Source organism: Streptomyces sp. NPDC051555 (assembly GCF_044454405.1).
Taxonomy (GTDB): Bacteria; Actinomycetota; Actinomycetes; order Streptomycetales; family Streptomycetaceae; genus Streptomyces.
This window is the reverse complement of sequence record NZ_JBITDP010000006.1, coordinates 129,919-154,087: the sequence shown is the minus strand read 5'-3', so window position 1 is coordinate 154,087 and position 24,169 is coordinate 129,919. Positions and strand designations below refer to the sequence as shown.

Annotated in this window: 25 protein-coding genes; 9 read left to right on the top strand and 16 right to left on the bottom strand. The window is 71.1% G+C overall.

The features are described 5' to 3' along the window. Positions 1-78 precede the first annotated feature (78 nt). On the bottom strand, positions 79-1,275 hold the full coding sequence (locus tag ACIBEA_RS15460) for a S8 family peptidase (protein ID WP_399260991.1): 1,197 nt from the start codon (positions 1,273-1,275) through the stop codon (positions 79-81). 471 nt (positions 1,276-1,746) lie between these two features. Between ACIBEA_RS15460 and ACIBEA_RS15455 the strand changes: the two genes are divergently transcribed. Next, entirely contained in the window at positions 1,747-3,459 is a 1,713-nt protein-coding gene (locus tag ACIBEA_RS15455; protein WP_399260989.1) for a hypothetical protein, read from the top strand. 222 nt (positions 3,460-3,681) lie between these two features. After that, positions 3,682-4,371, top strand: a complete 690-nt coding sequence (locus ACIBEA_RS15450; RefSeq protein ID WP_399260987.1) for a recombinase family protein — start codon at positions 3,682-3,684, stop codon at positions 4,369-4,371. Between the two features lie 43 nt (positions 4,372-4,414). Here the strand turns inward: ACIBEA_RS15450 and ACIBEA_RS15445 are convergent, their stop codons facing one another. From ACIBEA_RS15445 to ACIBEA_RS15430, 4 genes are all read right to left on the bottom strand, one after another. Next, positions 4,415-4,555, bottom strand: coding sequence for a hypothetical protein (locus tag ACIBEA_RS15445; RefSeq protein WP_399260985.1), 141 nt, complete (start codon positions 4,553-4,555; stop codon positions 4,415-4,417). Positions 4,556-4,744: 189 nt separating this feature from the next. Further along, entirely contained in the window at positions 4,745-5,173 is a 429-nt protein-coding gene (locus ACIBEA_RS15440; protein ID WP_399260983.1) for a hypothetical protein, read from the bottom strand. 133 nt (positions 5,174-5,306) lie between these two features. Next, positions 5,307-5,642, bottom strand: a complete 336-nt coding sequence (locus ACIBEA_RS15435) for a hypothetical protein (RefSeq protein ID WP_399260981.1) — start codon at positions 5,640-5,642, stop codon at positions 5,307-5,309. Between the two features lie 57 nt (positions 5,643-5,699). Further along, positions 5,700-6,926 (bottom strand): cytochrome P450, encoded by a 1,227-nt coding sequence (locus ACIBEA_RS15430; protein ID WP_399260979.1) that lies wholly within the window; start codon positions 6,924-6,926, stop codon positions 5,700-5,702. 155 nt (positions 6,927-7,081) lie between these two features. On the opposite strand from ACIBEA_RS15430, the gene ACIBEA_RS15425 reads away from it, so the two are divergent. The 3 genes from ACIBEA_RS15425 (at position 7,082) to ACIBEA_RS15415 (ending at position 9,337) form a co-directional block, all read left to right on the top strand. Then, complete coding sequence (locus tag ACIBEA_RS15425; protein WP_399260977.1) at positions 7,082-8,278, top strand: hypothetical protein; 1,197 nt, start codon at positions 7,082-7,084, stop codon at positions 8,276-8,278. A gap of 167 nt (positions 8,279-8,445) precedes the next feature. After that, positions 8,446-8,937, top strand: a complete 492-nt coding sequence (locus ACIBEA_RS15420; protein WP_399260975.1) for a GNAT family N-acetyltransferase — start codon at positions 8,446-8,448, stop codon at positions 8,935-8,937. 67 nt (positions 8,938-9,004) lie between these two features. After that, complete coding sequence (locus ACIBEA_RS15415) at positions 9,005-9,337, top strand: YkvA family protein (RefSeq protein WP_399260973.1); 333 nt, start codon at positions 9,005-9,007, stop codon at positions 9,335-9,337. Here the strand turns inward: ACIBEA_RS15415 and ACIBEA_RS15410 are convergent. After that, positions 9,315-9,662: a VOC family protein gene (locus ACIBEA_RS15410; RefSeq protein ID WP_399260971.1), complete on the bottom strand. Its 348-nt coding sequence runs from the start codon at positions 9,660-9,662 to the stop codon at positions 9,315-9,317. The two genes, ACIBEA_RS15415 and ACIBEA_RS15410, sit on opposite strands and share 23 nt — an antisense overlap. Before the next feature lie 108 nt (positions 9,663-9,770). On the opposite strand from ACIBEA_RS15410, the gene ACIBEA_RS15405 reads away from it, so the two are divergent. Further along, entirely contained in the window at positions 9,771-10,445 is a 675-nt protein-coding gene (locus ACIBEA_RS15405) for a DUF4230 domain-containing protein (protein ID WP_399260969.1), read from the top strand. A 194-nt stretch (positions 10,446-10,639) separates the two neighbouring features. Continuing rightward, positions 10,640-11,203 (top strand): 2-amino-4-hydroxy-6-hydroxymethyldihydropteridine diphosphokinase, encoded by a 564-nt coding sequence (folK, locus tag ACIBEA_RS15400; protein WP_399260967.1) that lies wholly within the window; start codon positions 10,640-10,642, stop codon positions 11,201-11,203. 80 nt (positions 11,204-11,283) lie between these two features. Here the strand turns inward: folK and ACIBEA_RS15395 are convergent, their stop codons facing one another. The 5 genes from ACIBEA_RS15395 to ACIBEA_RS15375 all read right to left on the bottom strand — a co-directional run bounded on the left by ACIBEA_RS15395 (position 11,284) and on the right by ACIBEA_RS15375 (position 18,381). After that, a complete protein-coding gene (locus tag ACIBEA_RS15395; protein WP_399260965.1) occupies positions 11,284-11,781 on the bottom strand; it encodes a hypothetical protein in 498 nt (165 codons plus the stop codon). Continuing rightward, positions 11,782-15,417, bottom strand: a complete 3,636-nt coding sequence (locus ACIBEA_RS15390) for a hypothetical protein (protein ID WP_399260963.1) — start codon at positions 15,415-15,417, stop codon at positions 11,782-11,784. Between the two features lie 147 nt (positions 15,418-15,564). Beyond that, positions 15,565-17,073, bottom strand: a complete 1,509-nt coding sequence (locus ACIBEA_RS15385) for an FG-GAP-like repeat-containing protein (RefSeq protein ID WP_399260961.1) — start codon at positions 17,071-17,073, stop codon at positions 15,565-15,567. A gap of 406 nt (positions 17,074-17,479) precedes the next feature. Then, the gene (locus tag ACIBEA_RS15380; protein WP_399260958.1) at positions 17,480-17,614 is read right to left on the bottom strand and encodes a hypothetical protein; all 135 of its coding nucleotides are present in this window, start codon (positions 17,612-17,614) and stop codon (positions 17,480-17,482) included. Positions 17,615-17,943: 329 nt separating this feature from the next. Further along, positions 17,944-18,381 (bottom strand): DoxX family protein, encoded by a 438-nt coding sequence (locus ACIBEA_RS15375; RefSeq protein ID WP_399260956.1) that lies wholly within the window; start codon positions 18,379-18,381, stop codon positions 17,944-17,946. Between the two features lie 96 nt (positions 18,382-18,477). Here ACIBEA_RS15375 and ACIBEA_RS15370 point away from each other — a divergent pair, with 96 nt between their 5' ends. Next, on the top strand, positions 18,478-19,077 hold the full coding sequence (locus tag ACIBEA_RS15370; protein ID WP_399260954.1) for a TetR/AcrR family transcriptional regulator: 600 nt from the start codon (positions 18,478-18,480) through the stop codon (positions 19,075-19,077). Between the two features lie 59 nt (positions 19,078-19,136). On the opposite strand, the gene ACIBEA_RS15365 is transcribed toward ACIBEA_RS15370, so the two are convergent. Continuing rightward, the gene (locus tag ACIBEA_RS15365; RefSeq protein ID WP_399260952.1) at positions 19,137-19,568 is read right to left on the bottom strand and encodes a MerR family transcriptional regulator; all 432 of its coding nucleotides are present in this window, start codon (positions 19,566-19,568) and stop codon (positions 19,137-19,139) included. Between the two features lie 120 nt (positions 19,569-19,688). Between ACIBEA_RS15365 and ACIBEA_RS15360 the strand changes: the two genes are divergently transcribed. Continuing rightward, entirely contained in the window at positions 19,689-20,516 is an 828-nt protein-coding gene (locus tag ACIBEA_RS15360; protein ID WP_399260950.1) for an oxidoreductase, read from the top strand. A 36-nt stretch (positions 20,517-20,552) separates the two neighbouring features. Here the strand turns inward: ACIBEA_RS15360 and ACIBEA_RS15355 are convergent, their stop codons facing one another. From ACIBEA_RS15355 to ACIBEA_RS15340, 4 genes are all read right to left on the bottom strand, one after another. Then, entirely contained in the window at positions 20,553-21,263 is a 711-nt protein-coding gene (locus tag ACIBEA_RS15355) for a CE1759 family FMN reductase (RefSeq protein WP_399261434.1), read from the bottom strand. Continuing rightward, positions 21,263-22,363, bottom strand: a complete 1,101-nt coding sequence (locus tag ACIBEA_RS15350) for an LLM class flavin-dependent oxidoreductase (RefSeq protein WP_399261432.1) — start codon at positions 22,361-22,363, stop codon at positions 21,263-21,265. The genes ACIBEA_RS15355 and ACIBEA_RS15350 overlap by 1 nt, the downstream gene beginning before the upstream one ends. A 248-nt stretch (positions 22,364-22,611) precedes the next feature. Further along, complete coding sequence (locus ACIBEA_RS15345) at positions 22,612-23,553, bottom strand: hypothetical protein (RefSeq protein ID WP_399260948.1); 942 nt, start codon at positions 23,551-23,553, stop codon at positions 22,612-22,614. Between the two features lie 10 nt (positions 23,554-23,563). Then, a complete protein-coding gene (locus ACIBEA_RS15340) occupies positions 23,564-24,127 on the bottom strand; it encodes a papain-like cysteine protease family protein (RefSeq protein ID WP_399260946.1) in 564 nt (187 codons plus the stop codon). Between the last annotated feature and the right edge of the window lie 42 nt (positions 24,128-24,169).

Here is a 24,169-nt window from a genome sequence, read left to right as displayed (position 1 = left end):
TCGGGAGCGCCCCGATGCCATCGGCGTCGAGGGGATATCGGGGCGCTGGTCCAGCCGTGTGGGGCTGGTGCGGGCGGGCTACAGGCCGCCGGTGAAGAGGAGGGCGTTGGGGCTCGTCTTGGCGACGCTCTTCAGGACGTCCTTGGTGGACTCGGAATCGACGAACTCGGCGATTTCCGACGGTTCTGCCTTGGGATGGGCGGCCTTGAAGAGGGCGGCGACTCCGGCGACGTGCGGGGCGGCCATGGAGGTGCCGTTCAGCGCGATGGAGCCGCCGCCGAGCTTCGCCGAGACGATGGCCTGGCCGGGCGCGTAGACGGAAACGCATGAGCCGAAGTTGGAGAAGTCGGTCTCCTCGTCCCACTGGTTGCTGGCCGCGACCGTCAGCACCTTGGACGCGGAGGCCGGGGAGACGAAGCAGGCGTCCTTCGAGGAGTTGCCCGCCGCGATGACCGGCAGCACGCCGGCCTCGGACAGGGCGTTCGCGGCGTTGTTCACGGCGTCGGACCTGTCCCCGCCGAGCGAGCCGTTCAGGACGGCCGGCTGCTTGGCGTTCCTGGCCACCCAGTCCAGTCCGGCGATGATCTGTGAGATCTCCCCGCCGCCCTCGCAGTTGAGCACACGGACGCTGATCAGGTTGACCTTGCGCGCCACCCCGTACGTCTTGCCGCCGACCGTGCCGGCGACGTGCGTGCCGTGGCCGTTGCAGTCCTGCCCCTTGGCCAGGGCGCTGACGGCGTCGTAGCCGAAGGTGGCGCGCCCGCCGAACTCCTCGTGCGCGTAGTCGATGCCGGTGTCGAGGATGTACGCGTTCACGCCCGCGCCGTTGCCCTCCGTGCTGAAGTCGTTGTCCAGCGGCAGGTTCTTCTGGTTGATCCGGTCCAGACCCCAGGACGCGGACGGCGACCGGGTGCCCGGCGCGGTGGTGGTCGGGATGGACTGAATCTTGGCGTCCTGCTCGACGGACTTCACACCCAGGGTGTTGCGGACGAGCGTCAGCTTGAGAGAGTCCATCTCCACCGCGAAACCCTTGAGCGCGGAGGTGTAGACGAACGACGGCTTCAGCCCCAGCTTCTTCGCGGTCGCCGCCGGATCTACGGCAGTCTTGTCGAGAGTGACGATGTACTTGCCCGGGACCGCGTTAGCCGAGGTGTACAGCGGTGCGGGGGTCGGCTCCGGTGCAGCGGGAGACGGGGAGGCGGTGGCCAGCGGGGCGGCCAGGGCCAGGGCCGCCGTCGCGGTAGCCGCGAGGACGAGCTTGCTGCGAGTGGTCATGCCGGGCACCCGATCATGCAGAAACGATCAGAGCCTACGACGTTCCTCGGCGATTCGAGGACCGCCTGAAGCACCACCTCAATGCGCTCCGCCAACCGGATGGTTTCGGCCCCGGACCGGATTAGGGGCCGCGGCGCGGAGCAGCTTGCCCGGCCGTACCAGTCCGGCTTGTGCCCGCACCCCGGGAGACGGACCTGTTCCGGGCGGGTCCGCATGTTGTGGAGCGGACACTCCGATCGGGTGAGGACGGCCGGGAGCACCACCATGAATGTCGGCCGCCGCCGTGAGCGCAGCGGGCGGGGCGACGGCTGCGCCAGGGGAGTGACGGCCCGACTCCCGTCCGTGTCCCGCGGTGTGGGAAGGGGGTTGGGGGTGATGGTCCGTCCAGTCCTTGCCGTAGCGGATCCGGGCCCTGCGCGCCCGCCTGGACCGGGCGGGTTCTGGCCGTGCGACTCCCTAGGACAGGATGCCGTGACAGCGACCGAGACTCCCGAAGTCCTCCTGCCTGAAACGGTCTGGGCATCCAGGGGCTGGTTCGTGGGATCCGGCACGGCCGCCCTGGTGGCCGCCCGCCTGACCGCGCTGCACGCCGGCAACGTGGTCGAGGACTGGGCCCGCGCTCAGGACGCGGGTCGTGGAGACGGCCCGGACATGGTGTTCGACGCACGGTGGCGTGCCGGCGACGGCGTGAGAGTACGGGCCCGCCTGATCCTCTGCGACGACCCGCGGGAAGGCGGGACCCTGTGGCAGCTGACCGCACAGGCCGCACAGGCATGGGACTGGGCATGGCCCTCTCCCCTGACCCAGTTCGTACCCGTCGGCACGCTGGCCGTCTGCGACCAGCCGCGCGGCGCCCTCTTCGGCGAGGTCTGCCAGCTGCCCCTGGACACCGCCCTGCGCGGACACCTGCGGGAGTTGGCCCAGAGCCCCTGGACCGTCGGCGTCCTGGTCCACGAACCCCACCTCGTCTATCCCCCCACGCCCGCACTGGCAGCTCTGCCACCCGGCATGCTGGGCCGCATCCTGGAGTACCGCGTCATCGGCGACCAGCGCCAGGCCGTCAACCGCCTCCTGCACACCACCGGTGTAAAGCTGCCCCCCGGCGGAGCGGTGATCATTCCCTCCCACCCTCCCCGCCCCGGCATCAGCCTGAGAGACCTGGAGATCCGAGACGACACGGCCGCGGATCCCGCCCCGCTGCTGGCTGCCGTCCTCCAGCACGCGGCAGCGCCCTGGCCCGCCACCCCCGCCATCCTGGCCCTCGTCCGCGACCTGCAGGCGACCTGGACCCTGGACACCGACACCGAACGCCTCGAACAAGCCGCGGCCGCCCTCCAGGCCAAAGACCGGCAGCTGAAGGCCCTCACGGCCGACCGCGACACCTGGCGGCAGCTCGCCACCACCCACGAAAGGGACCTGAAGGACGCCGTCCTGGCCGCACGGGATGCCACCAGCCGCGAGCAGACAGCCCTCAGGCGCCTCCGGGACACCGAGCAGCACCTCGCCGACCTCAAGGACGCCACCGCCACCGGCGCGCTCACCGCTGCCGCTGAAGCAGCCGAAACCCGCCGCGAACAGGCCGAACAGGATGTTGAGGCCGCAGAAGAACTCCTTGACAGCCAGAACACGGAGATCATCCGCCTGCGCGCCCGCCTCGCCACGGCCAGCACACCCAGCAGCCTGCCCCAGACCGCGCCCCCGACGCCCGACAGCTGGGAGCAACTCGCTCACCAGGCACACCGCGAACTCACCCGGATCGTCCTTGCGGACATCACAGCCTCCACGGTCCCCCTGCGAGGCCACCCCCTGGAACAGGTGTGGATCCGCCGAACCTGGCAGACCTTGAACACTCTCCAGGCCTACGCCGAAGCCGCCACCCGGCACGGCCCCCAGCTGCTGCCGCACCTCGCGGCCTACCTGCGCTGGCCCGACGCCAAGGATCTCATCCCCGCCACCCGCCACGCACCCGGCGAATCCGAAAGCCTCACCACCAACAGCCGCCTGCGCGAGAGCCGCACCTTCCCCGTCCCCCGCACCATCGACCCCACCGGCCGGGTGTTCATGAGCGAACACATCCGGATCGGCTCCGGACGCCCACCCGCGCTCCGCCTCCACCTCCACGACGACACCCACGGCCGCACCCGCCAGATCCACATCGGCTACATCGGCCCCCACCTCCCCTAGACACCGCTGAAGCCGGGCAGGTCCCGCCGCATCCGGACTCCACTGAGTACGGGACGCCGCAGCCTACCCACGGCTGGTGTTCATCTATCGACCGATTGATGAGCAAGACCTGCAAGCGGCTGTACGCGGCCGAATCGGGGCCGGATCATGCCCATAAAACGGTGTCAGAAAGTCGATGTGCTCAAGAACTTGAGGGGCACCGTTTTCTGTACGATCTGACGGGTGCAGCGACCCCAGGACGACGACACCGCCGATCTCCTCGCCCCCGTTCCGGCCGCACGGACCGGCGACCGCGTGGGATACGCACGCGTCTCCACCAAGGGACAGTTGCTCGACCGGCAGGTCCACGCACTTACGGAAGCCGGGTGCATCCGGATCTTCTCCGACAAGAAGTCCGGCAAGAACGCCGAACGCGAGGAACTGTGGAAAGCCCTCGACTTCCTGCGCGAGGGCGACACCCTCGTCGTGCCGTCGCTGGACCGGCTCGGCCGCTCTCTCCAGGACCTCATCGCGATCGTGTCCGGCCTGCGTAAGCGTGGCGTCGGCTTCACCTCGCTGCACGAGGCGCTCGACACGACCACACCTGGCGGGCGCCTGGTCTTCCACGTGTTCGCGGCCCTCGCCGAGTTCATCCGCGAACTCATCGTGCAGGGCACCAACGAGGGCTTGGACGCCGCCCGCGCCCGCGGCGCCCGGCTCGGTCGCCCGCCGGCGATGACCGAGGAACAGGTACGTCATGCCCGCGATCTACTCGCCCGTCCGGAGAACACGGTTACCTCGATCGCAAAGCTCCTCGGCGTCTCCCGCAACACCATCTACAACTACGTGCCCGAACTGAAGGGCGGCCGCCTCGCACTCGCCGAGACCACCAGCGCGGCGGCACTGCCCCGACCCTCCAGGTCAGAGGACTGATCACCGTCGTTTGCGGCTGGTGACAGGGTTCTTACCGGCACCCCTACTTGGCCACGTCCCCGCCCGCCACGGCCCGAAGCCCCAGGCCCGCGCACATCGTTGCCGCGGCAGCGGCGGCCGCCACGAGGCGGATGCGTACGGGGTCGGCTGCTATGCGGCCATGGGTTCCTGGTACGAGGGACACGGAGTCATCCTGCCGCACGCCACGAGCCGCCGGTCGAGCGTTGGCCGCCCCCGGCGGGTCGAAGCCTCACGGAGACGGAGACGGAGACGGCGGTGGTCCGGTCGCAGTGCGCGATCGAACCACCGCCGTCGGTGGTAGGTCCGGTGGTGGGCCCAGCTGCACCAGTAGCAGGCCCGGTGGTGGGTCGGATCAGCCGCACTTCAGTCCGGACTGGGCACTGGCCACGGCCGTGTCGAGCTTCTGCAGGTCCGGGGTGAGCTTGGTCAGGGCATCGGCGCCGGTGGTGTCACCGGGCAGGCCGTCGTACGTCTTCTTCACGGCGTTGGCCGCGGACTTCACCGCGTCCTTCTGAGCGGCGTTGAATTGCGCGGTGGACTCGGCGACGGTCTTCCAGTCATCCTGAACGGCGTTGTGCGCGCTCTTGATCTGGTCCTTGGTGGCGGTTGCCGGGTCGAGCGTACGCAACTTCGCGTTGTCGGCCTTGAGTTCGGTCAGGCTGCTGCACAGCTTGTTCGTCGCGTCGTCGGTCGGCGCGGCGGCGAAGGCCGAGGCGGCCCCGCCGGTCACGAGAAGCGCTGCGGCGGCCGTGCTCACGGCAGTGGCGAGAAGTCGGTTCATCTGTGATGCACCCCTTCAGGGAAGAAGACACCCCCCGTCCAGCCCCCACTCGTACCAACCTCGCACAGGCCCACCGACGCCGCATCCTCACACGGCACTCCCCCACCACCGTAGCCCTGCATAAAACCGCAGGTCAGCGGACTTCAATCGTGATGTAGGAGATGTTCTGCCGGTACGCCGCCGCGCACGAGGCCTTCGAATTCTGGTACCACTGCGCCCACGGGCCGTAGAAGGTGTACCGCTCCCCGTTGACCCCGTCCAGGCAGGTGATCACCACCCGCTGCTGACCGGGTCCGTAGTGGCAGGTCGAGCTGGCCGTGGCGTGGTCCAGCTTCGTCGACTGGCAGCCGTGCGGGGCAGCGCTCGCCGGAGTGGCGAGCGCGATCGGCACCGCGGCGACCGCCCCTGCGAGCAGGAGCGGCGTGGCGAGTGCGGCGAGTATGGAAGCCCGTCGTGTGCGGTCGGGCATAGGAGTCCCTCCGATGGATTCGTTGGTTCCGTTGGCTTCGCTGGTTTCGTCGGACGCTCACCAGGTCGTGTGGAGCGTCCGGGGCGAGCGGTGGATGAGGGTCGGGCGCATGGGCGGCGGTGGCCGGTCCGGGTCCAGCCGCAGGCCGGGAAGGGTCTGCGAGAACAGCTCCAGCGTCAGGTGGAGCTGGGCACGTGCCAGGCGGGAGCCCGGGCAGTTGTGCGGTCCGTGGCCGAAGCCGAGGTGGCGCCGGTCCGCCGGGCGCCGGATGTCGAAGCGGTCGGCCGTCCCGTGCCGGCGTTCGTCGCGGTTGGCGGAGGCGTAGGCGACGAGCACCGTGGCGCCCGCGGGCAGTTGGGTCCCGCCCAGCGCCACCGACCGTGTCGTGATCCGGCGGAAGGCCTGGATGGGTGGATCGAAGCGGGCGCATTCCTCCACGGCGGAGTCGGTCAACTCCGGTTCGGAACAGAGCAACTGCCACTGTTCCCGGTTCCCGAGCAGGTGCAGCAACGCGGTGGAGATCAGCGCGCTCGTCGTCAGGAATCCGGCGATCAGCAGGTTCTGCAGATTGGCCACCAGTTCGTGACGCTGCTCCAGGGTCAACTCGCCCTTCCCCGGCGCCAGCGCCGCCACCAGGTCCGAACACAGGTCGTCGCGGGGATGGGCCCGTCGGTCGCGAACGTAGCCGTCCAACAGGTGTTGGAGTGCCACCACGTCCTGCGCGGCGGCGGCCTGCTCCTGCGGCGTCAGCGGCCGGAAGAACAACTCCTCGGCGCGGTAGCCGCCGTGGACCGCGGCGAGGGCGTCCTCGGGCTCCAGCCCGATGAGGTGCCCGATGACCAGCCCGGGCAGCTTCCGGGCGTACGCCTCCACCAACTCGGCCGAGCCGTCCGTGGCGAAGGCGTCCACCAGCTCGCGCGCCCGCTCCCGCGCGTACGGCAGCAGCGCCGCGATCCGGGCGGATGACAGGCCCCGGTTCAGCGGGGCTCGGAGGCGGTGGTGGGCGGTCCCGTCCGTGGAGACCACCGTCGGCCGTGGTCCGAACCCGCGCGGGAGGACGCCGAGCGCGGCCTCCGACAGCGGGACGTCCGGCAGGAGCGCGTTCGCGGAGGAGAAGTCCGCGTCGCGGCGCAGGACTTCCCGCACGTCCGCCTCGCGCGCGACCAACCAGGCGTCGGCCTCCGGCAGCCAGGTCAGTCCTTCCGCTCGCCGGGCGAGGGCGTAACGGGGATAGGGGTCCTGGTAGAACGCGTCCCGCACCGCCTGCTCGTGACCTGCTGACACACAGAGCCCCCGTCCCACGGTCTGCGCCCGGGAGCGGTCCCGCGCGCACCGGGCATCCTGCCGGACGCCGGGCCCGACCGGAAGAGCGCGTCGTAACGGCGGACGCGGCGTGCGCGAACGGCCACCAGCGCCACCGAACCTGCCATGGTGGGGGAATGGCCCTACGGATCCCGTACGCGGGCGGTCGGCTCGGTGAGGAGCTCGACGTCACGGTGTACCTGTTCCCCCGCGAGCCGGACCCGCCCGCGGACGACGTCACGCGCGCGCTCGGGTCGTGGCGTACCTGGCCGCCCCGACAGGTCGACGTGGGCGGTACCCCCGAGGAGGTCGAGTGCTGGACCGCGGCCGCCGCCTCGCTCGTGCGGCGGATCGCCGAGGCGGAACGGCTGCTGGGGCGGGCGGAGCGCCGTATCCGGAGGTGGGACTCCTTGGTGACGCGTCGGCGGGCTCGGGCGAGGTACGACGACTCCCGAGCGGACTTCCTGGCGCAGGTGCGGGCCGCGGCGGCCGTCTACCGACCGGTCCGGGCCGTCATCGAGGTGCGCCTGGCCGCTCAGGAGGCTCACGCGCGCGACGTCACGCGACGGGCGTACCAGGAGAAGGAGCGGCGATGGAGGGAGGTCGTGGTCCGGTTCAGGCAGTGGGAAGCCCGACAGACGGTCGCCGACCGTCCGCTGGCCGGCGGTCTCACCCCCCGTCAGATGGCGGCCCGGGGGGACGGTCCCGCGAGCTGGCCCGAGGAGGTAAGGGCGGCCGTGGGCGACCCCGTCGCGTGGTGGGCGGGTGTGCGCGCGTCGGTGCGCAACCGGCAGGCGGAGGCACTGGCCCTGCGGCGGGTCCTCGGGGCGATCGCCGAGGCGGCCTCGGCGCTGGAGGCCGCGGGCAGGCCCGGCATCGAAACCATCAGGGGCAATCCCAGCGAGGTGCTCCGTGGGTGGTGGATCCACTTCGACTGGTCCGACCTGCCCGACACCGGGCGGCTCAGGACCCCACCGGACGTGCCGCCGGGGTCCGTTGACGCGAACAGGTGGCTCTACCAGCTGCACCTGCCCGCCGACCAGATCTTCGTCGCGGCCCGATCCGCCGCGTACGGCTTCGCGACGGAGAGCCGGTCGAAGATCCCCCCGGGGGGCTACGGCTACCGCTACAGCTGGTCCACGAGGGATCCCGAACGGTTCGCCGAGCAGCTGATCCACCACGAGATCGTCGCTTTCGACGCCCCCGGGCACACCGGTCCCGTGACCTTCCCGATGGCCGACCACGCGGACCCCGACGCCTACGTGCCGTACGTGGAGGCCGTGGCCGACCGCGCGGCGGCCCGGTTCCGGGCTCTGATCCCGCGTCAGCCGTAGGTGGGGGTGGTGGGGCCGGGGCCGTACACGCTCCGGCGCGGAGGGCGCCCCGTCCATGGTGGCGGCCCGGGCGTCCGTACTTCGACAGGGCGGTGCGTGCCTCGGCGGTCGTGTCGCGCCATGATCGAGGACCAGTCCCCCGCCTCCACGTACAGGAGTTCCCCACCATGCCCGACACCACCGTCCGTGCGCCCCGGCCCGGCGACTTCGCCCAGTGGCGCGCCCTCTACCGCGGTTACGCCGACTTCTACGCGGTGGAGCAGACGGAGGCCGCCGCCGCGACCGTCTGGGCGTGGGTGAACGATCCCGCGCACGAGGTCGGCGCCCTGGTGGCCGAGGACTCCGCGGGGCGGCTCGTCGGGCTCGCCCACTACCGTCCGTTCGCCCGGCCGCTCTCAGCCACCGTCGGCTGCTTCCTCGACGACCTGTTCGTCGCACCCGAGCACCGCGGTTCGGGAGCGGCCGACCTGCTGCTCGACGCCCTGCGCGCGATGGCCGCGGACAAGGGCTGGAGCGTGGTGCGCTGGATCACCGCCGACGACAACCACCGGGCCCGGTCCAAGTACGACCAGGTGGCCACCCGCACGATGTGGGTGACGTACGACATGGCCCCGGCGACTGCGGCCGCTCCGGCGACCGACACGGCCACGTCCCGCTGACCACGCCCGCGCACCGGCTGGCGGACGGGGGCGGGGAGGACCGGGGCGGATCGGGTATACGGGTGCCATGGACACAAAAGCCTGGCTCATCCTGGCCGCCGTGGTCGCCGCCGGACTCGCGGTCGGCGCCGCCGTGTTGCTGGTGCGCGTCTTCGCGGCGCGGCGGCTGCTGCTCGACGCCGGGATCCCGCTGCGCGACAAGGCGCTGTTCTGGGTCGCCGTCGTGTACACGATCTCGCCCTTGGACCTGATCCCGGACCCGGTGTACCTGGACGACATCGGGGTGCTGCTGCTCGCCCTGCGTTCCCTCCACGCGGCGGCGGCGCGGATCCCCGGCGGACCACGCCCGCCGGTGGATCCCGCCCCGGTCGGTCACCTCAAAGGTGGCCGAGTACGTTGACCACGCGACCGTTGGGGTCCCGGACGAAGAACCGCCGCACCCCCCACTCCTCGTCCTGCAGGGGGTGGACGATCTCCGCTCCGCTCCCCCGCATGACCTCATAGGCCGCGTCCACGTCGTCCACTTCGATGCTCATGTCCGGGGTGACGGGGGCGGTGCGGTCTGCGGCCATGAAGCTGACCTGCGCCGCCGGAGCGGACGGAGGGGCGAGCGTCATGATCCAGCCGTGGTTCATGACCTCCTCGAACCCCAGGAGGCCGTAGAACTCCCGGCTCTCCTCGGCGGCTTCCGACCGGATGTTGGGCACGACACGGCGTACGGCCATCACTGACTCCAGGTGGGTGCGGACGGTGCTTCGACGGTGTGAAGGAGTACTACAGCACTCCCCGCGCCGCGCGCGCGTGACCATGGATCGACGGGGAATCCGGTGAGCATGGACACCAAGGAGACGCACGTCGCCCCGGATCGCCGGTCCCGCACGGCCCGCACGGTCGGCCGGATCGCCGTCGCCGTCGTCGTGACGGCCGCACTGCTGGTCCTCGTGTTCCGCTTCCTCCCCGTGCCGGGCCTGGGAGACCTCTTCGGCTCGCGCACCCACGACCGGACCGGACCGGCCGTGCTCAAGTCCCTGCGCGACCTGAGCCGGTTCGAGGGCGCCGCGGGCGACTACCAGGTCGTGGTGGATCTGGAACACGACGCCCCGTTCCTCCCCGACGGCATCCGCGGCACCCGCACCCTGTACGTGGGCGCGGGCTCCGTGTCGGCGTACGTCGAAATGGGCGGGCTCGGCCAGCAGGCCGTCACGGTCGACGCGGACCGGACCTCGGCCTCGCTGCGGCTGCCGCACGCCAGGCTGGGCGCGGCGGCGCTCGACCCGGAGCGTTCGTACGCGGTCTCCAAGCAGCGCGGCCTGCTCGACCGGCTCGGCGACTTCTTCTCGGACAATCCATCGGGCGAACAGGCGGTGCAGAAGGTCGCCGTGCAGCGCATCGGCGAGGCGGCCAAGGCGAGCGGGCTGGAGCAGCGCGCCGAACGCAACACGGCCGCGGTGCTCGAAGGAATGCTGCACTCCTTGGGATTCACCGCGGTCACGGTCACCTTCGCCTGACGCGGGCGGGCGGGCGGGCGGACAGACGGACGGACGGGCGGCCCACGACGTCGGCCGGTCGTGGAGGAGCTCGGGGTCCGGGGCGTGCGGAAGGAACGCCTTCTTTCGGCGACGCGCAGTGGCCGTTGGGTGAGTTCGCCGGACCGAGGTGGCCGCGGAGGATCGGGGCACCACCTTTCTCCCCGGAGTCACACATGTCCCACGACGTCCCGAACACCCCGAGCGGGCCCGCGTCCCCCGTTTTCGGCACGCCCTGTACGGCGGTCATCGCGCTGGGCGCGAACGCGGGCCACCGGCTGGCGAGTCTGCAGGCCGCCGTGGACGCCCTCGGGGACACCCCGGGGCTGGAGGTGACGGCCCTCTCGCCCGTCTGCGAGTCCGCGCCGCGGCCGCCGGGAGCGCCGGCCCCGTACCTGCACGCGATCGCCGTCGTACGGACCGCGCTGCTCCCCGCCGCGCTGGTGGAACGCGGCCGGGCGGTCGAGGAGGCCTTCCACCACGACGGCATCGGCACCCGGCCGGGGCAGCAGGAGATCGGCGTCGACCTCGTCTCGTACGACGGCCGGGTCCGCGCCGAACCCGGCCCGGCCCTGCCCCACCCGGCCGCGCACCGCAGCGCCCGGGTGCTCGTGCCCTGGTACTGCCTGGACCCGGCGGCGCTGCTGCCCGGCCACGGGCCGGTCGGGGAACTGCTCGCGGCGCAGGGCTCGGCGGGCGTCGTACCGCGCCGCGACCTGTACCTGAGCCTGCCGGACTGACCGGACCCACGGCTCGTTCACCGGAGGAGAAGGGGGCCACCGCCATCGGGCACAGCGCTCCCCTCCCGGCGGGGCACGCCTCACGGTGGCGGCTGCACGCGACCGAGGAAGCGCGTGAGCGCGGCGATCGGGCCGAGCGGGTCGGCGTAGTCGACCGTCTCCCGCTCCTCGAACGAGCCGTCCCCGCGCCGGATGGTGGTGCGCCGGCTGCGCCTGATGCCGCCGGTGCGCAGCAGGTAGAGGCCGTACATGGCGGCGACGCTGATGATCCCGATCTCGATGACGGGGAGTTTGGCCTTGGCGTCGGCGGCGATCCGGAGGATCCGCTCGGCCTGGTCCGGCTCGTCCCAGGCGCCCGACAGGACGAGGAGCGCGGCATTCTCCAGGAGCAGCGGGTCGGCGGCGAGCCGGTCCAGGTCGGCCGCGAAGTCCGGGCCCCATCCCCGGGCGAGTTCGGCGCGCATCTCTTCCGTGGTCGGGTCGTCCAGCCGTTCGCTGAGGTAGTAGCGCAGGGTGTGGTGGACGGTGTCGGGGTCCACCTCCCGCTCCGACAACGCCGACGTCAAGGTCCGAGTCATCTACCAGTCACCTTCCAGAGCCATCGACCAAGCGATCCAGCCGGGCAGGCCGGACCGTTCCGCTTCCAGACAGGACGTGCGCAGGGCGACGCCCGGTGGGCTGCCGGACAGCACGAGGGCGCGGCAACGGTCGAGGACCGGCAGCACCTGCTCGGCGAGGATGTCCCAGCGCGGCGCGACCAGGGTGCGCAGGCCACGGTGGCGGAGCGCGCTGAACAGGCCGACCTGCTGACCGCCGCGGGCGTGGTTGAGCCCGCTCGAACAGGCCGCGGAGAAGATCGCGGAGGGCGAGCGCGCGACGGCCGTCGCGGACCGCCAGTCGAACCGGTGGGCGGGGCCGGAACGGGCGGCGGCCAGGGAGTCACCGGGCGGGAGCCGCCCCTCGGACGAGAGCAGGAGCGACACGGAGGCGCTGCCGGTGTCGACCAGGCCGTGGCAGAGCAGTGTGCAGAGGTCGGAGCCTTCGAGGATGCGGACGAGCGCGGCGGCGTCCGCCCGCTCCCCGTCCGCCGAGGCGAAGGCGAGCTCGGCCGCGGCGGCCTCCGCCCGGCTCGCGACCAGGGACGCCGTCAGGGCCGCTTCGACGGCCCGGGATTCGCCGAAGCGGGGCGCGCACACCGTACCGACGGCCGGGCGTGCGACCGCGGCGTCCGGCCGCAGCATGAGCGATCCCCAGCTCGGCGCGTAGGAGCACGTCCAGGAGGGCCCGAGGGCGAGGTGCCACGGCAGCCGGTACAACTGCGGCGACTCGATGACGACGACGTGGTCGGCGGCGCCGAGCCGTTCGCGGAGCACGGCGTGGAGCGTGCTGGTGAACGTCCGCCACTGCGGGACGTCGAGGGGGTCGCCGGGGCGGCTCGGGGTCCAGTTGGCGATGCGGGTGCCGAGCCGGGCGGCGAGCGGACCGAGATCGTCCAGGGGCATGACGACCTCCGTGACCGGAGTCCGTCCGGCCTCGATCAGCGTCAGGACCAGCGACCGCCGGTCGGGGCCGTGCTCGATCTGTTCGAGGACGGCGGTGCGTGCGAGCCCCGTCCGGTCGCAGAAGGCGGCGAGCGCCCGGTCGTCGGCGAACGCGCCACGGGCCTCGTGGCCACTGGAGGCACCCGAGGCACCCGAGGCACCCGAGGCACCCGAGGTGAGCATCCGCCGCGCCGGGTCCCTCCACAGCTCCTCCACCGTCCGTTGCAGTTCTCCGCATCCCTCGCCGTCCAGGAGCGCTCCCTGGATCTCCCGCAGGTCACCGGGGTACGCCACCTCCACGCCGGCGGCCTGCTCGAAGTCGGAGAACCCCTCCATCGCCCGGCCGACGAGCCGGTCGGCCCTCCGCACGAGCCCGAGGGCGTCCTGGTGCGCGCCGGCCGAGACCGCGGCGACCGCGGGGCGCACGAAGCACTCGACCGGCGGATCGACCCGGTACTGCTCCACGGCCAGCCGTTCGAGGGCTCCCCAGTCGGGGGCCCGCACGTCGGGGACCCGCACGTCAGGGGCGCCGCCGCGGATCTCCTCGGCGAGGGCCTCCACCCGGGTGGCCTGGAGGTGCACGAAGCAGTCGCCGCGGGAGGCCGCCCGCGCGCGCAGGTCCGCCAGCCCGTCCAGGGCTCCAGCCCCTGGGGCTCCGCGTCGCAGCTCCTCCAGCCGGGCCATGGCGGCATAGAGGTCAGCGAGGGGGCTGTACGGGACGGCTCCGAGGTTCGTGACCTCCCCCGGCCCGCGGATGTCCAGCGAGTGCAGCGGCAGGGCCCACAGTTCTTCTTCGGGTTCCTCGTCGTCACGCAGGAGCGCGTATTGGAGCTGCGCCCGGACGATCGGGGTGACGAGGGAGGAGAATTCGAGCGCGTGGACCAAAGCTTGCCTCAGCAGTGTCACGGCGTCGCCGAACCTGCCGGTGGTGAAGTACGCCGGCGCCAGCTCCACGGCGACGTACGGGCGCAGGCTCGGCCGCAGCTTCGCCCACTGCGGTTCCAGGAGGGCCAGGGCCTGGTCGACCCGACCGCTTTCGCGGAGCACGACGGCGGTGGTGATCACGTGCTTGTGCGGGAACGGGTGGACCGCGGTGAGCCAGCGATCGGGTGTGAACCAGGCGTCCTGGTCGCCGATCTCCGCGAGCGCTTCCTCGGTGCGGCCGGTGAGGGTCAGCGCGAGGGCGCGGACGTCGGACAGGTCCGATCGGCGGAAGTCCTGTGCCGGTTCGAGGTCCTGTACGCGTTCCAGCATGCGCAGGGCGCCCGCCGCGTTCCGCGCGGTGATCAGCGCCTCGCCCATGAGCACCGTGGCGTTCAACGGCCCGGTCTTGCGTTCCAGAGCCGCGTGGACCAGATCGAAGTCCGCGTCCGTGCCGTGGTGCGCCAGTCCCGAGTAGATCTGGGAGCGCACCATGCCGAGGGACCCGACCCCGAGTCCGTCGATCATGCCGGCCAGGGCGACGCCGACCTCGTTCTCGGGAAAACGGATGGCGATGTGGTCGGCGAGCCGTGCGGCGAGGTTCGGGTGGCCCGCCCTGACCGCCGCCTGCTGAATGTGCTCCTCCGTCTTGTTCCACTTCCTGCCGACTCGGCGCGGCCGCCGCTGGAAGGCGTCGATGCGGAGCCCCTTCTCCAGCTCGATGAGGCGGCCGAGGTCGAAGGCCGACACGGTGGGGCGCAGGTGTTCCTCGCTCAGCCGCAGCCGTTCGCCGAGCGACGTACCGATCCAGGCCCGCCGCACCCGCATTTCCAGGCTCATGTACTCCATCGCCCAGTCGAGGGAGGCCGGGTTCGACAGGCCGGCCCTGTGGTGGAGGACGGCCTCGACGGCCCGGGCGCAGTAGAACCACTCGCGCTCGCCCTTGGCCCCGGTCCGCGGGACGCGGGCGACGGCGGCGGAGAACAGGCCGAGCGCGTCGCCGATGGGCGGTGACCCGTCCACGTACGTACGCAGGTCCTCTTCGAAGGTCCTCGGCAACCCGCGCGCCCGTAGGGCCCACGCCGCGCAGAGGTTCTGCCACGTCCGCGCCTGGCAGGAGCCCAGGACGGCGACCCCCTCATCCGGGTCGACCCTGACCCGCGGCAGCACCCCCGCCGCGGCGACCGCCAGCGCGGAGTAGACCGCCCCGGTCAGCTCCCGCCAGCGCAGGTCGAGCTCCGCGTACTCCGCCTCGGTGAACCACCCGAGCACCGCCTCGATCCGGAGCCGCAGCAGTGCGCCGACCAGGTGCTTGAAGTGGGCGGGCGAATCGGCGAGGAGGCTCGCCCCCTCCCGCTGCTGCCCCCGGTCCTGACCCTGCCCCTGCGCCAGTTCCTGCACCCACTCCCGGTACGGGTCCTGGTCCTGGTCCTCGCGCTGATCCCGGCTTCGATCCCGATCCTTGCTCTGGTTCTGTTCGATCCGCTCGCGCAGCGCCGCACGCAGAGCGTCGGGCGTGCCGATCTCGGACGACTCGTGCGAGCGGATCAGGCTCTGCTCGGTGGACGCCCAGTAGAAGACCTTGGCGGGTACGGTCGTGTGGCATCCCGTCGCGCAGCGCAGGAAGTCCAGTTCCCCGCGCAACAGTTGGACCGTCTTCGCGACGTCGTGGTCGCGTATCAGCAGCAGGCTTCCGGTATCGATCTGCGCCCCACAACGGCTGCATCGCACCCCTTCACGGTACGTGCTCACTCTCCGCGAAGGAAGGGTCCGCATCCTGTGACGGCGCCGGACGGCTCGGTCCCGCCGCGGAGTTGCGGCGGGACCTGCGAGACGGACCGAGGGCGGTCGACGGATGGCGACCCGTGGGGGCGTGTGGGGTTTCTCGCGCGGGGCGGGTCAGCCGGCGAGCTGGAGGCGGTGGTCGTTGACGTAGGTGCCGAAGCCGGTCGCGACCTTGCGGAAGTCCTTGAAACCGTCGCCGGTACCGGTGCCGAGGGTGAGGCTGCCGTCGGGCTCGACCGCGAGGATGTCGGCCTTGCCGTCACCGGTGACATCACCGAAACGCAGACGGTCATTGCCGACGAAATCCCCGTAACCACCGGAGATCGTGTGGTAATTCGAGAACCCGTCACCGTTGCTGACGGCCATGGTCAGCGACCCGTTGTTCTCCAGAGCGATCAGGTCGGCCTTGCCGTCACCCGTGATGTCGGCCAGCTTCAACCGACTACCGGTGACGTACTCACCGAAACCGGTCGCGACGTTGTGGAAATTGGTGAAACCGTTCCCCATCCCGACCGCCAAGGTCAGCGACCCATCGCTCTCCACCGCCAACGCATCGGCCTTACCGTCACCGGTGATGTCACCGAACTTCAGCCGACTGTTGTTCACGTACTCCCCGTAACCACCGGAAATCGTGTGGTAGTCGGTGAAACCACTACCCGTGCCCCTGGCCAAGGTGAGCGACCCGTTCGTCTCCAGACCGATCAGGTCCGCCTTCCCATCACCGTCCGCGTCCACGTAATTCAACCGGTCCGCATTCACATGCAGACCAAAACCACTCGCAATCGTGTGGTAGTTGGTGAAACCGCCCCCCGTACCATCAGCGGCCGAGATCGAACCATCCGCCTCAAGCGCCACCAGATCAGCCTTCCCATCACCCGTCAGGTCGCCGTTACCGGCGTCGGTGATGTTGTCGTAGCGGCGGGGGCTGAAGGTGCCGTGGCCGGAGTAGTACGGGTACGGGATCTCGTGGTGCACCGCGCCGGTGCTGCCGGCCTCCTCGTAGGCGTCGTACCGGGTGTGTTCGGCGTTGGCCCAGCCGTTGAAGATGACGACGTGGCCGAGGGCCCCCGAGGCGGGGTTGAGCAGGATGTCACCGGGCTTCAGGGACTCCTTGGCGATGGAGGACGTGAAGTCCAGCAGGCTCCCCGTCGTCTCGCCCCAGTTGTTGGCCGAGGAGGAGGCGAGGTTCCAGGCCATGGAGACGAAGCCCGAGCAGTCGGTGCGGTAGCGGCCGTTGGCGTCCGAGCGGTAGCTCGTCATGCTGTACGGAACCCCGGCGTCGGCCCAGGTCTTGGCTCGCGCTATGACCTCGGTGCGGCTGATCCGACCGCCGGTGCTGGAATCGGCGGCGGCGGCCTGTGCCTGCGGGGCCAGGAACATCTGGCCGGGCTTCGCGGTCTTGGCAGCGGCCGCCGCGAGCTCCGCCTTCGTGGCGGTGGTCGGGTTGGGCACGGTCGGCGTGAACGGCGTGATGGTGCCCGTGTCGGCCTTGGTGGTCTGCGAGGCGGCCGGCGCCGCGGGGGCCTGTGCTGCCCGCGCCGGGATCGCGCTGGTCAGCACGACGGAGGCGAGGCCCGCGGCGAGCAGGGCGGTGGCGGACGAACGGCGCAGGGAACGGGTCATCGAAAACTCCAGATGGGTGGGTGGTGCGAAGAAGGCGGTGGTCCCACGGCGGTCGGGCTTGTGGGCAGCCCTCGTCAGCTCGCGGAGGAGAACCTCGCGTGGCCGGCCTGAGTGCGCGGCGTACGGGGCGTGGGAAAGGGCTGCGGGAAAGGCCCGTGGGGAAGGTTTTTGGGAGAGGCCTTCGGGGAAGTCGTGCGGCCGGGGATGCGGCGGCGACTTCGGCAGGCCGATCGACGGACCTGCGGGCGCGGCCGCCTGCTGGAAGTCCGCGTTCGGGTGGCTTCCTGACGGCGTGGGTGCTCTTGGGGCCCGGCCCGTCGCGAGGAGGGCTACGAGCCATCGGGCTGCGGAGTCGACCGGTGGTCGGTGCGGGCGGAGCCTGGCCGTGCCCGGCTCCGGGTCGTTACTACTGGCGGCCCATGGAGTCCGGCACCGCCGGCGGCGGAGCCGACTCGGGGGGCGCCGCGGGCGCCGATCCGGCAGCGAAGTGCGGGGCGATGAGGAAGAGCGTGAGGACCGCGGTGTCCCGGGCGCTGCGCATGCGAATCACGAAGGTCTTCCGTTCTTGAGTGCTGTCGGCAAGTCACCCTGGTCGGCTGGTGCCCTGGCGCCCCGACCCGGTCGCGTCCCGCGGCGGCGCTTTCCGGTCCGAGTCCCTTCCGGACCGGTGTCCGTCGGGCAAGAACTACTTTCGCCGCAGGTCAACACGGGTGGAAGGGCGCCGGCGTGGACGGAAGCGGCAGCGGCCGTTTGCGCTCCGCCGCAGCCGGGGCAAGAGACCGTCGCCCGGGACCGGTGGTCGCGGACGCCTGGACCGCCTCCCTTCGAATCGGCTGCGCGCGCATCAGGGCAGTGCGCGGTGCTCGGTGGTCAGAGCGCGGCGAGGACGCACGCCGACACGAAGACCACCTGGAGGAAGGTGCGCGGCACCAGTGGCATGACGGGCTTCCCGTCGAGCGTGAGCCCGGACCGGGCGGCGTGGACGTTGGCGGGGAACATCGCCAGCAGCATGACCGTGAGCCCGATCGCGGCCAAGGGGCGCGTCACAGGAAGCAACAGGCCGCCGGCTCCGGCCAGTTCGAGCAGCCCCGTGGCCGTCACCAGCAGGTCCGCCCGGGGCAGCGCGGGCGGGACCATCGCGATCATCTCGGCTCGGCGCCCCGTGAAGTGGGCAACGCCGGTGAGCGTGAACATCAACGCCAACGCGAGGCACAACGCGGGCTGCCAGCCGTCCAGAACGGAGAGGCCGAGCATTCCCGCGAGGCGGGCCAGGATCCAACCGACGACGAGCACGATCACGGGAGCCATTGCGTGTTCACCCTTCGAATTCCCAGAACTTGACACTGGAAAGATTCACTCATCCCACCAATCCTGTCAATGCCTAGATCCAGGTAAGCTGATCCCATGACAACCCCCTCCTCCGCGTCCCGCCCCGCCGCAGACCGTCAGAGCTACCACCACGGCGATCTCCGCCGCGCGCTCCTGACCGCAGCCGTCGAGGCCATCGAGGAAACCGGTGCCTCCGCGGTGAGCTTGCGCGACCTTGCCCGACGGGCCGGGGTCTCCCATGCCGCGCCCGCCCACCACTTCGGCGACAAGGCCGGTCTGCTCACCGCAGTGGCTGTCGAAGGGTTCGACCTCTTCGCCGACGCGCTCGACGCCACCTGGGAACGGAGCGGCGACTTCGCCGAGGTCGGCGTCGCCTACGTACGGTTCGGGCTGACCCATCGCGGGCACTTCGAGGTGATGTTCCAACCCGGCCTGTGCCACACGGACTCCGCCGACCTGGACGCCGCCCGGGCCCGCGCGGGCGAATCACTGCGCCGCGGCGCAGCCCTCCTGGCCGCCCGCGCCGAAGACGGGGACCCTCAGATCGCGACGTTGGCGGCCTGGTCGCTGGTCCACGGATTCACGGCGCTGCAGCTCAGCGGCACGCTCCCGCTACCGCCGGACGCCGACCTGGAGGGCGTGGCGCGGCAGGTCACCAGGTTCCTCGTGCGGTGAAGCGAGCCGTACCCAGGCGGCGGCCGGAGTTCCGCGCCGCACCTGCGGAGCCATCCGCCCTACCGATCGACGGGGCCGTCGGGCGCGGCGTCCGAGGAGGACGGATTCCAGAGCCGGTCGGCTTCACCGCGGGCCAGGTGCTCCTCGTAGATGCGCACCTTGTACCGCATCACGTCCAGGGTGCCCTGCAACTCCCGTATCTGCGCCTCCACCTGGGCCTCGTGCCGGCGCAGCAGCTGGAGGCGCTCGTGTTCGTTGCCCGGGCCCTGCCTGGCCAGCTCGATGTACTGCCGGATCACCGCGAGGGACATGCCGGAGGAGCGCAGCTTCGTACAGATGGCCAGCCACTCCAGGTCTTCCTCGTGATAGACCCGGCGGCCGTTGGACAGGCGGCGCACGGGGTTGGCGAACAGGCCCTCCCGCTCGTAGAACCGCAGCGCGTGCACGCTCAGTCCACTGCGCTGCGCCACCTCACCGATGCTCAGGTCCATGAGCACCCCCTTCCTCAGCCGACTGTTGATCTAGACCCGACTCTAGGTTCTAGCGTCTGGTCATCGGCCCGTCGGGTCATGAGAACGGCGGCACAGGGGAACAGTGGAACAGGGGAGAACATGAGCGTTTGGTTCGTCACCGGGGCATCGCGTGGGCTCGGCGCCGAGATCACCCGGGAGGCGCTGGACCGGGGGCACAGCGTGATCGCCACGGCGAGGGACGCCTCCGCGGTGCGCCGGGCGTACCCACAAGGGCGTGCGGGGCTGCTGGCGGTGGACGCGGACGTCACCGAGCCGGAGCAGCTGGCGGCGGCGGTGGAGGCCGGCCTGGCGAGGTTCGGCCGGATCGACATCGTGGCCAACAACGCCGGTTACGGCCTCATCGGCGCGATCGAGGAGGTCTCCGACGAGGCCGCCCGAGCACTGTTCGACGTCAACGTCTTCGGCGTGCTCAACACCTTGCGGGCGACCCTGCCGACGTTGCGCGCCCAGCGCTCCGGGCACGTCCTGAACATCGGCTCCGTGGGCGGCTTCGCCACTGCTCCGGCGGCGGGCTTGTACGGCGCGTCGAAGTTCGCTCTCGAGGGCGTCTCCGAGGCGCTGCACGGTGAGTTGGCGCCGCTCGGCGTCCGCGTCACGATCGTGGAGCCGGGCGGGTTTCGCACCGACTTCCTCAGCAGCTCCAGCATGCGGGTCGAACCGGCCTCCATCCCCGACTACCTCGCCGGCGCCGGGCCGGTGCGCGAGGCGCTGGCCAGGAACGACGGCCACCAGCCGGGCGATCCGGTGAAGGCGGCGAAGGCCATCGTCGACCTCACCGAGGTCGCCGAGCCTCCGCTGCGCCTGCAACTGGGTGCGGATGCGGTCGAGCGCGTCGAGGCGAAGCTGGATCTGGTGCGGAGCGAACTCGACCAGTGGCGCCACGTGGCACTGTCCACCGGGGTCTGAGAGGCCGTACCCGACGGAAGAGGTCGAGCAACTCCCCTACTCGGACCGTAGCGCGGCCAGGCGCTCTTCGAACGGGATCACCTTGAAGCCGTCCGCCGGATCCACCGAGGTGATCGATCCGGTCGGCGAGCGGGGAGCGCTCGCGGTGAGGACAGCGGGGACAGCGGGGACAGCGGGGACAGAGGGGGCGGAAGAGGCACGGGTGGGTGCGGCGGCGACCATGAAGCGGGCCAGTTCCGTGCCCGCCCGGGCGATGCGGTGGTCCAGCCCCGCGTCGCCCCAGTCCTCCGAGGCCGCGTACACGGCGGTGGGCGGGACGAGGGCGCGCAGGTAGGTGAACAGCGGGCGCATGGCGTGTTCGGTGACCAGGGAGTGCCGGGGTGTGCCGCCGGTCGCTCCGAGGAGCACCGGTTTCCCGGTCAGGGCGTCCTTGTCGATGAGGTCGAAGAACGACTTGAACAGACCGCTGTAGGAGGCGGCGAAGACCGGCGTCACGGCGATCAGGCCGTCCGCGGCGGCCACGGCGTCGAGCGCGGCGGCCAGTCGCGCGGGCGGGAACCCCATGACGAGGTGCTGGCCGATCTCCGTCGCCAGTTCCCTCAGCTCGATCGTCTCGATCGTCTCGATCAGCTCGCTCGCTGCGGCCTCGGCGTCCAGGTGCGCCACGGTCGCCGCCGCGAGGCGGTCGGCCAGCAGGCGCGTCGAGGAGGGGGTGCTCAGGCCCGCTGTGACGACGACGAGCTTCATCATGCCTCCGCGTCCGTCACCGGAGCGTTCCGGACCGCTGCCACGCGGGCGGAATGCGTCGGCGCGTCCGGTACACCGGCCGGGCGCAGGTTCGCGAACTCCTTGCGCAACACCGGCACGACTTCCTCGCCGAGCAGGTCGAGCTGCTCCAGGACGGTCTTGAGGGGCAGGCCCGCGTGGTCCATGAGGAAGAGCTGACGCTGGTAGTCACCGGCGTAGTCCCGGAAGGACAGGGTGCGCTCGATGACCTGCTGCGGCGAGCCGACGGTCAGTGGTGTCTGGGAGGTGAACTCCTCCAGGGACGGGCCGTGACCGTACACCGGCGCGTTGTCGAAGTACGGCCGGAATTCGCGCACCGCGTCCTGCGAGTTCTTGCGCATGAACACCTGGCCTCCGAGTCCGACGATGGCCTGTTCGGGGGTGCCGTGCCCGTGGTGGGCGTAGCGCTGCCGGTACAGGTTCACCATCTGCCGGGTGTGGGAGACGGGCCAGAAGATGTTGTTGTGGAAGAAGCCGTCGCCGTAGTACGCGGCCTGCTCGGCGATCTCCGGCGAGCGGATGGAGCCGTGCCACACGAAGGGCGCCACGCCGTCCAGTGGGCGCGGAGTGGAGGTGAAGGCCTGCAGCGGGGTGCGGAACTTGCCCTTCCAGGTGACGACGTCCTCGTCCCACAGCCGACGCAGCAGCGCGTAGTTCTCGACGGCCAGGTCGATGCCGTCGCGGATGTCCTTGCCGAACCACGGGTAGACCGGGCCGGTGTTGCCGCGGCCCATCATCACGTCGACGCGACCGTCCGTGACGTGCTGGAGCATCGCGAAGTCCTCGGCGATCTTCACCGGGTCGTTGGTGGTGATCAGCGTCGTCGACGTGGACAGGATCAGGGACTCGGTGCGCGCGCCGATGTAGCCGAGCAGAGTCGTCGGAGAGGAGGGGACGAACGGCGGATTGTGGTGCTCGCCGGTGGCGAAGACGTCGAGGCCGACCTCTTCGGCCTTCTGCGCGATGGCGAGCATGGCCTTGATGCGCTCGTGCTCGCTGGGTGCGCGTCCGGTCGTCGGATCGGCCGTGACGTCACCGACGGTGAAGATCCCGAACTGCATGGCTCCCGTGGCTCCCATGACTTCTTTGGCTCCCTCTCCATGATTGTTTCACTTTCAACCATGAGTGGGAACGAGGAGTGCTGCCGGGGTATTCCCGGCGGGCGGGCGGGCGGGCGCACGCACGCTCGCGTCGCCGAGCGGCCACCCCGGCCGCTTCCCGGGGCGACTCGACGCGCCGCACGACAGGGCCGAAGGCCCCCCGATCCGGCCGGTTGCCGGAACGGGGAGCCGGTTGTACGGGGTGTGCCTCAGACGGTGTCAGTGCCGGTACCGGTGCTGGTGCCGGTGCTGGTGCCGGTGCGCCGACGGCGGCGCAGCACTGCGGCCGCGCCGACGAAGGCGAGTGCCGTGGCGCCGCCGCCTGCGAGCAGCAGGGCCGAGGACGGGGTGTCATCACCTCCGGGCGGGGCGCCGTAACCGCTGGAGTAGCCCTTGCCCGCGTACTCCGACCCGGGGAGTTTGTCCGCGTAGCGGGCCTTGACCAGTTTCTGGTAGTCGCTCAGCGACACCGACTCCTTGCCGTCCAGCCCCTGTCGGGCCTGGTCGTTGAGCGGGGTGACGGTGGTGAGCCCCAGCCGGTACCAGCCGCGGATCTGCGGCTCGGTGAAGACCAGCGTGCCCACGGTGGCCTTGCCGGCGTATGCGGCGTCACCGTCGCCGTCGCGCACGCCCGCCAGGTGCCAGCCGCCGCCCTGGGTGGGGGCGAGCATGACGGTGGCGTCGCGGCCGTTGACGGTGGTGCTCAAGGAGGAGACCAACCGCGTCAGCCGGATCGCTTCGGTGGGCAGTGGTGCGGCGGTGCCCGCGGCGAACCCCGGGGTGATCTCGTTCTGTGCGAGCGGGTCCCGGACGGTGAAGACCGGGAGGCCCCGGCACGGTTCGACGGTGTCGGGAATCGTCTGCACCTGCCCGTCGCCGCCGCCGGCGGGCAGCGGAGTCCGCAGGAAACGGCAGACGGCGCCCAGGACCTCGGGGGACTTCACCGCGTCGAGGGCGGCCTGGTAGTCGGGGATGTCGGCGGGGAGCGGATCCTTGGCCGGGGCCGCGTGGGCCGGACCGACCACGGACAGCAGTGCGGACGCGCTCAGTGCGATGCAGAGGGAGAGGAGGGAGGCGCGGGGAGCCGCCCGCCCGCCGGAGACCATGGTGCTACTGATGCCGGTGCTGCTGGTGCCACTGGTGTCACGCATGTCGCCTGCCTTAGCGGGAGATGCCGATGCGGGAGTGGGTCCACTTGGAGGAGCTGTTGCTCACGTAGTCGTTGTAGCTCCACCACGTGTACGTGGTGGTGTCCGGCCACGGGTCGGCCACGGCGATCGTGCTGTTCGCCGTGTCGAAGCCGTAGACCACGTTCATGTGGCCACCACCGGACGACCACCCGATGCGGGCGCCGATCGGCCGGGCGGCCTTGACGTCGGTGTACACCTGGTTGAACGTGGCCGCGCTGTTCAGGCCCGAGCCCAGGTGGGTCATGCCGAGGCTGCTCCAACCCTTGGCCATGTCGTCGAGCGTGGCGGGCTGGTTGTTGCAGCCGTAGTAGGGCTGGGCCCTGGTGCAGAAGTCCGCCTGTGTGGAGCCGAAGCCCTGGAACTTGGCGATGGTCAGCCCGGAGGCGACCCAGCACCACTGGGTCTTCTCCTGCTTCAGCATGCTGATGGTGTCCTGGCCCGCTTCCGCGTGAGCCGTGCCTCCCGTGGCGGCGAGCGATCCCAAGGCGGCCAGCGCGATCACCGACGCCGTGGTTCCGTACCTGAATTTGCCCATGTTCCTGCCTTCCCCGATGGGTGCAACGAGATGAGCCGGGCA

Bases quoted from the DNA above. Each gene is read 5' to 3' on its own strand.
- ACIBEA_RS15460 (WP_399260991.1), bottom strand. From the start codon at position 1,275: ATGACCACTCGCAGCAAGCTCGTCCTCGCGGCTACCGCGACGGCGGCC.
- ACIBEA_RS15440 (WP_399260983.1), bottom strand. From the start codon at position 5,173: ATGAACCGACTTCTCGCCACTGCCGTGAGCACGGCCGCCGCAGCGCTT.
- ACIBEA_RS15435 (WP_399260981.1), bottom strand. From the start codon at position 5,642: ATGCCCGACCGCACACGACGGGCTTCCATACTCGCCGCACTCGCCACG.
- ACIBEA_RS15425 (WP_399260977.1), top strand. From the start codon at position 7,082: ATGGCCCTACGGATCCCGTACGCGGGCGGTCGGCTCGGTGAGGAGCTC.
- ACIBEA_RS15420 (WP_399260975.1), top strand. From the start codon at position 8,446: ATGCCCGACACCACCGTCCGTGCGCCCCGGCCCGGCGACTTCGCCCAG.
- ACIBEA_RS15415 (WP_399260973.1), top strand. From the start codon at position 9,005: ATGGACACAAAAGCCTGGCTCATCCTGGCCGCCGTGGTCGCCGCCGGA.
- ACIBEA_RS15410 (WP_399260971.1), bottom strand. From the start codon at position 9,662: ATGGCCGTACGCCGTGTCGTGCCCAACATCCGGTCGGAAGCCGCCGAG.
- ACIBEA_RS15405 (WP_399260969.1), top strand. From the start codon at position 9,771: ATGGACACCAAGGAGACGCACGTCGCCCCGGATCGCCGGTCCCGCACG.
- folK (WP_399260967.1), top strand. From the start codon at position 10,640: ATGTCCCACGACGTCCCGAACACCCCGAGCGGGCCCGCGTCCCCCGTT.
- ACIBEA_RS15395 (WP_399260965.1), bottom strand. From the start codon at position 11,781: ATGACTCGGACCTTGACGTCGGCGTTGTCGGAGCGGGAGGTGGACCCC.
- ACIBEA_RS15385 (WP_399260961.1), bottom strand. From the start codon at position 17,073: ATGACCCGTTCCCTGCGCCGTTCGTCCGCCACCGCCCTGCTCGCCGCG.
- ACIBEA_RS15380 (WP_399260958.1), bottom strand. From the start codon at position 17,614: ATGCGCAGCGCCCGGGACACCGCGGTCCTCACGCTCTTCCTCATCGCC.
- ACIBEA_RS15375 (WP_399260956.1), bottom strand. From the start codon at position 18,381: ATGGCTCCCGTGATCGTGCTCGTCGTCGGTTGGATCCTGGCCCGCCTC.
- ACIBEA_RS15370 (WP_399260954.1), top strand. From the start codon at position 18,478: ATGACAACCCCCTCCTCCGCGTCCCGCCCCGCCGCAGACCGTCAGAGC.
- ACIBEA_RS15365 (WP_399260952.1), bottom strand. From the start codon at position 19,568: ATGGACCTGAGCATCGGTGAGGTGGCGCAGCGCAGTGGACTGAGCGTG.
- ACIBEA_RS15360 (WP_399260950.1), top strand. From the start codon at position 19,689: ATGAGCGTTTGGTTCGTCACCGGGGCATCGCGTGGGCTCGGCGCCGAG.
- ACIBEA_RS15355 (WP_399261434.1), bottom strand. From the start codon at position 21,263: ATGAAGCTCGTCGTCGTCACAGCGGGCCTGAGCACCCCCTCCTCGACG.
- ACIBEA_RS15350 (WP_399261432.1), bottom strand. From the start codon at position 22,363: ATGCAGTTCGGGATCTTCACCGTCGGTGACGTCACGGCCGATCCGACG.
- ACIBEA_RS15345 (WP_399260948.1), bottom strand. From the start codon at position 23,553: ATGCGTGACACCAGTGGCACCAGCAGCACCGGCATCAGTAGCACCATG.
- ACIBEA_RS15340 (WP_399260946.1), bottom strand. From the start codon at position 24,127: ATGGGCAAATTCAGGTACGGAACCACGGCGTCGGTGATCGCGCTGGCC.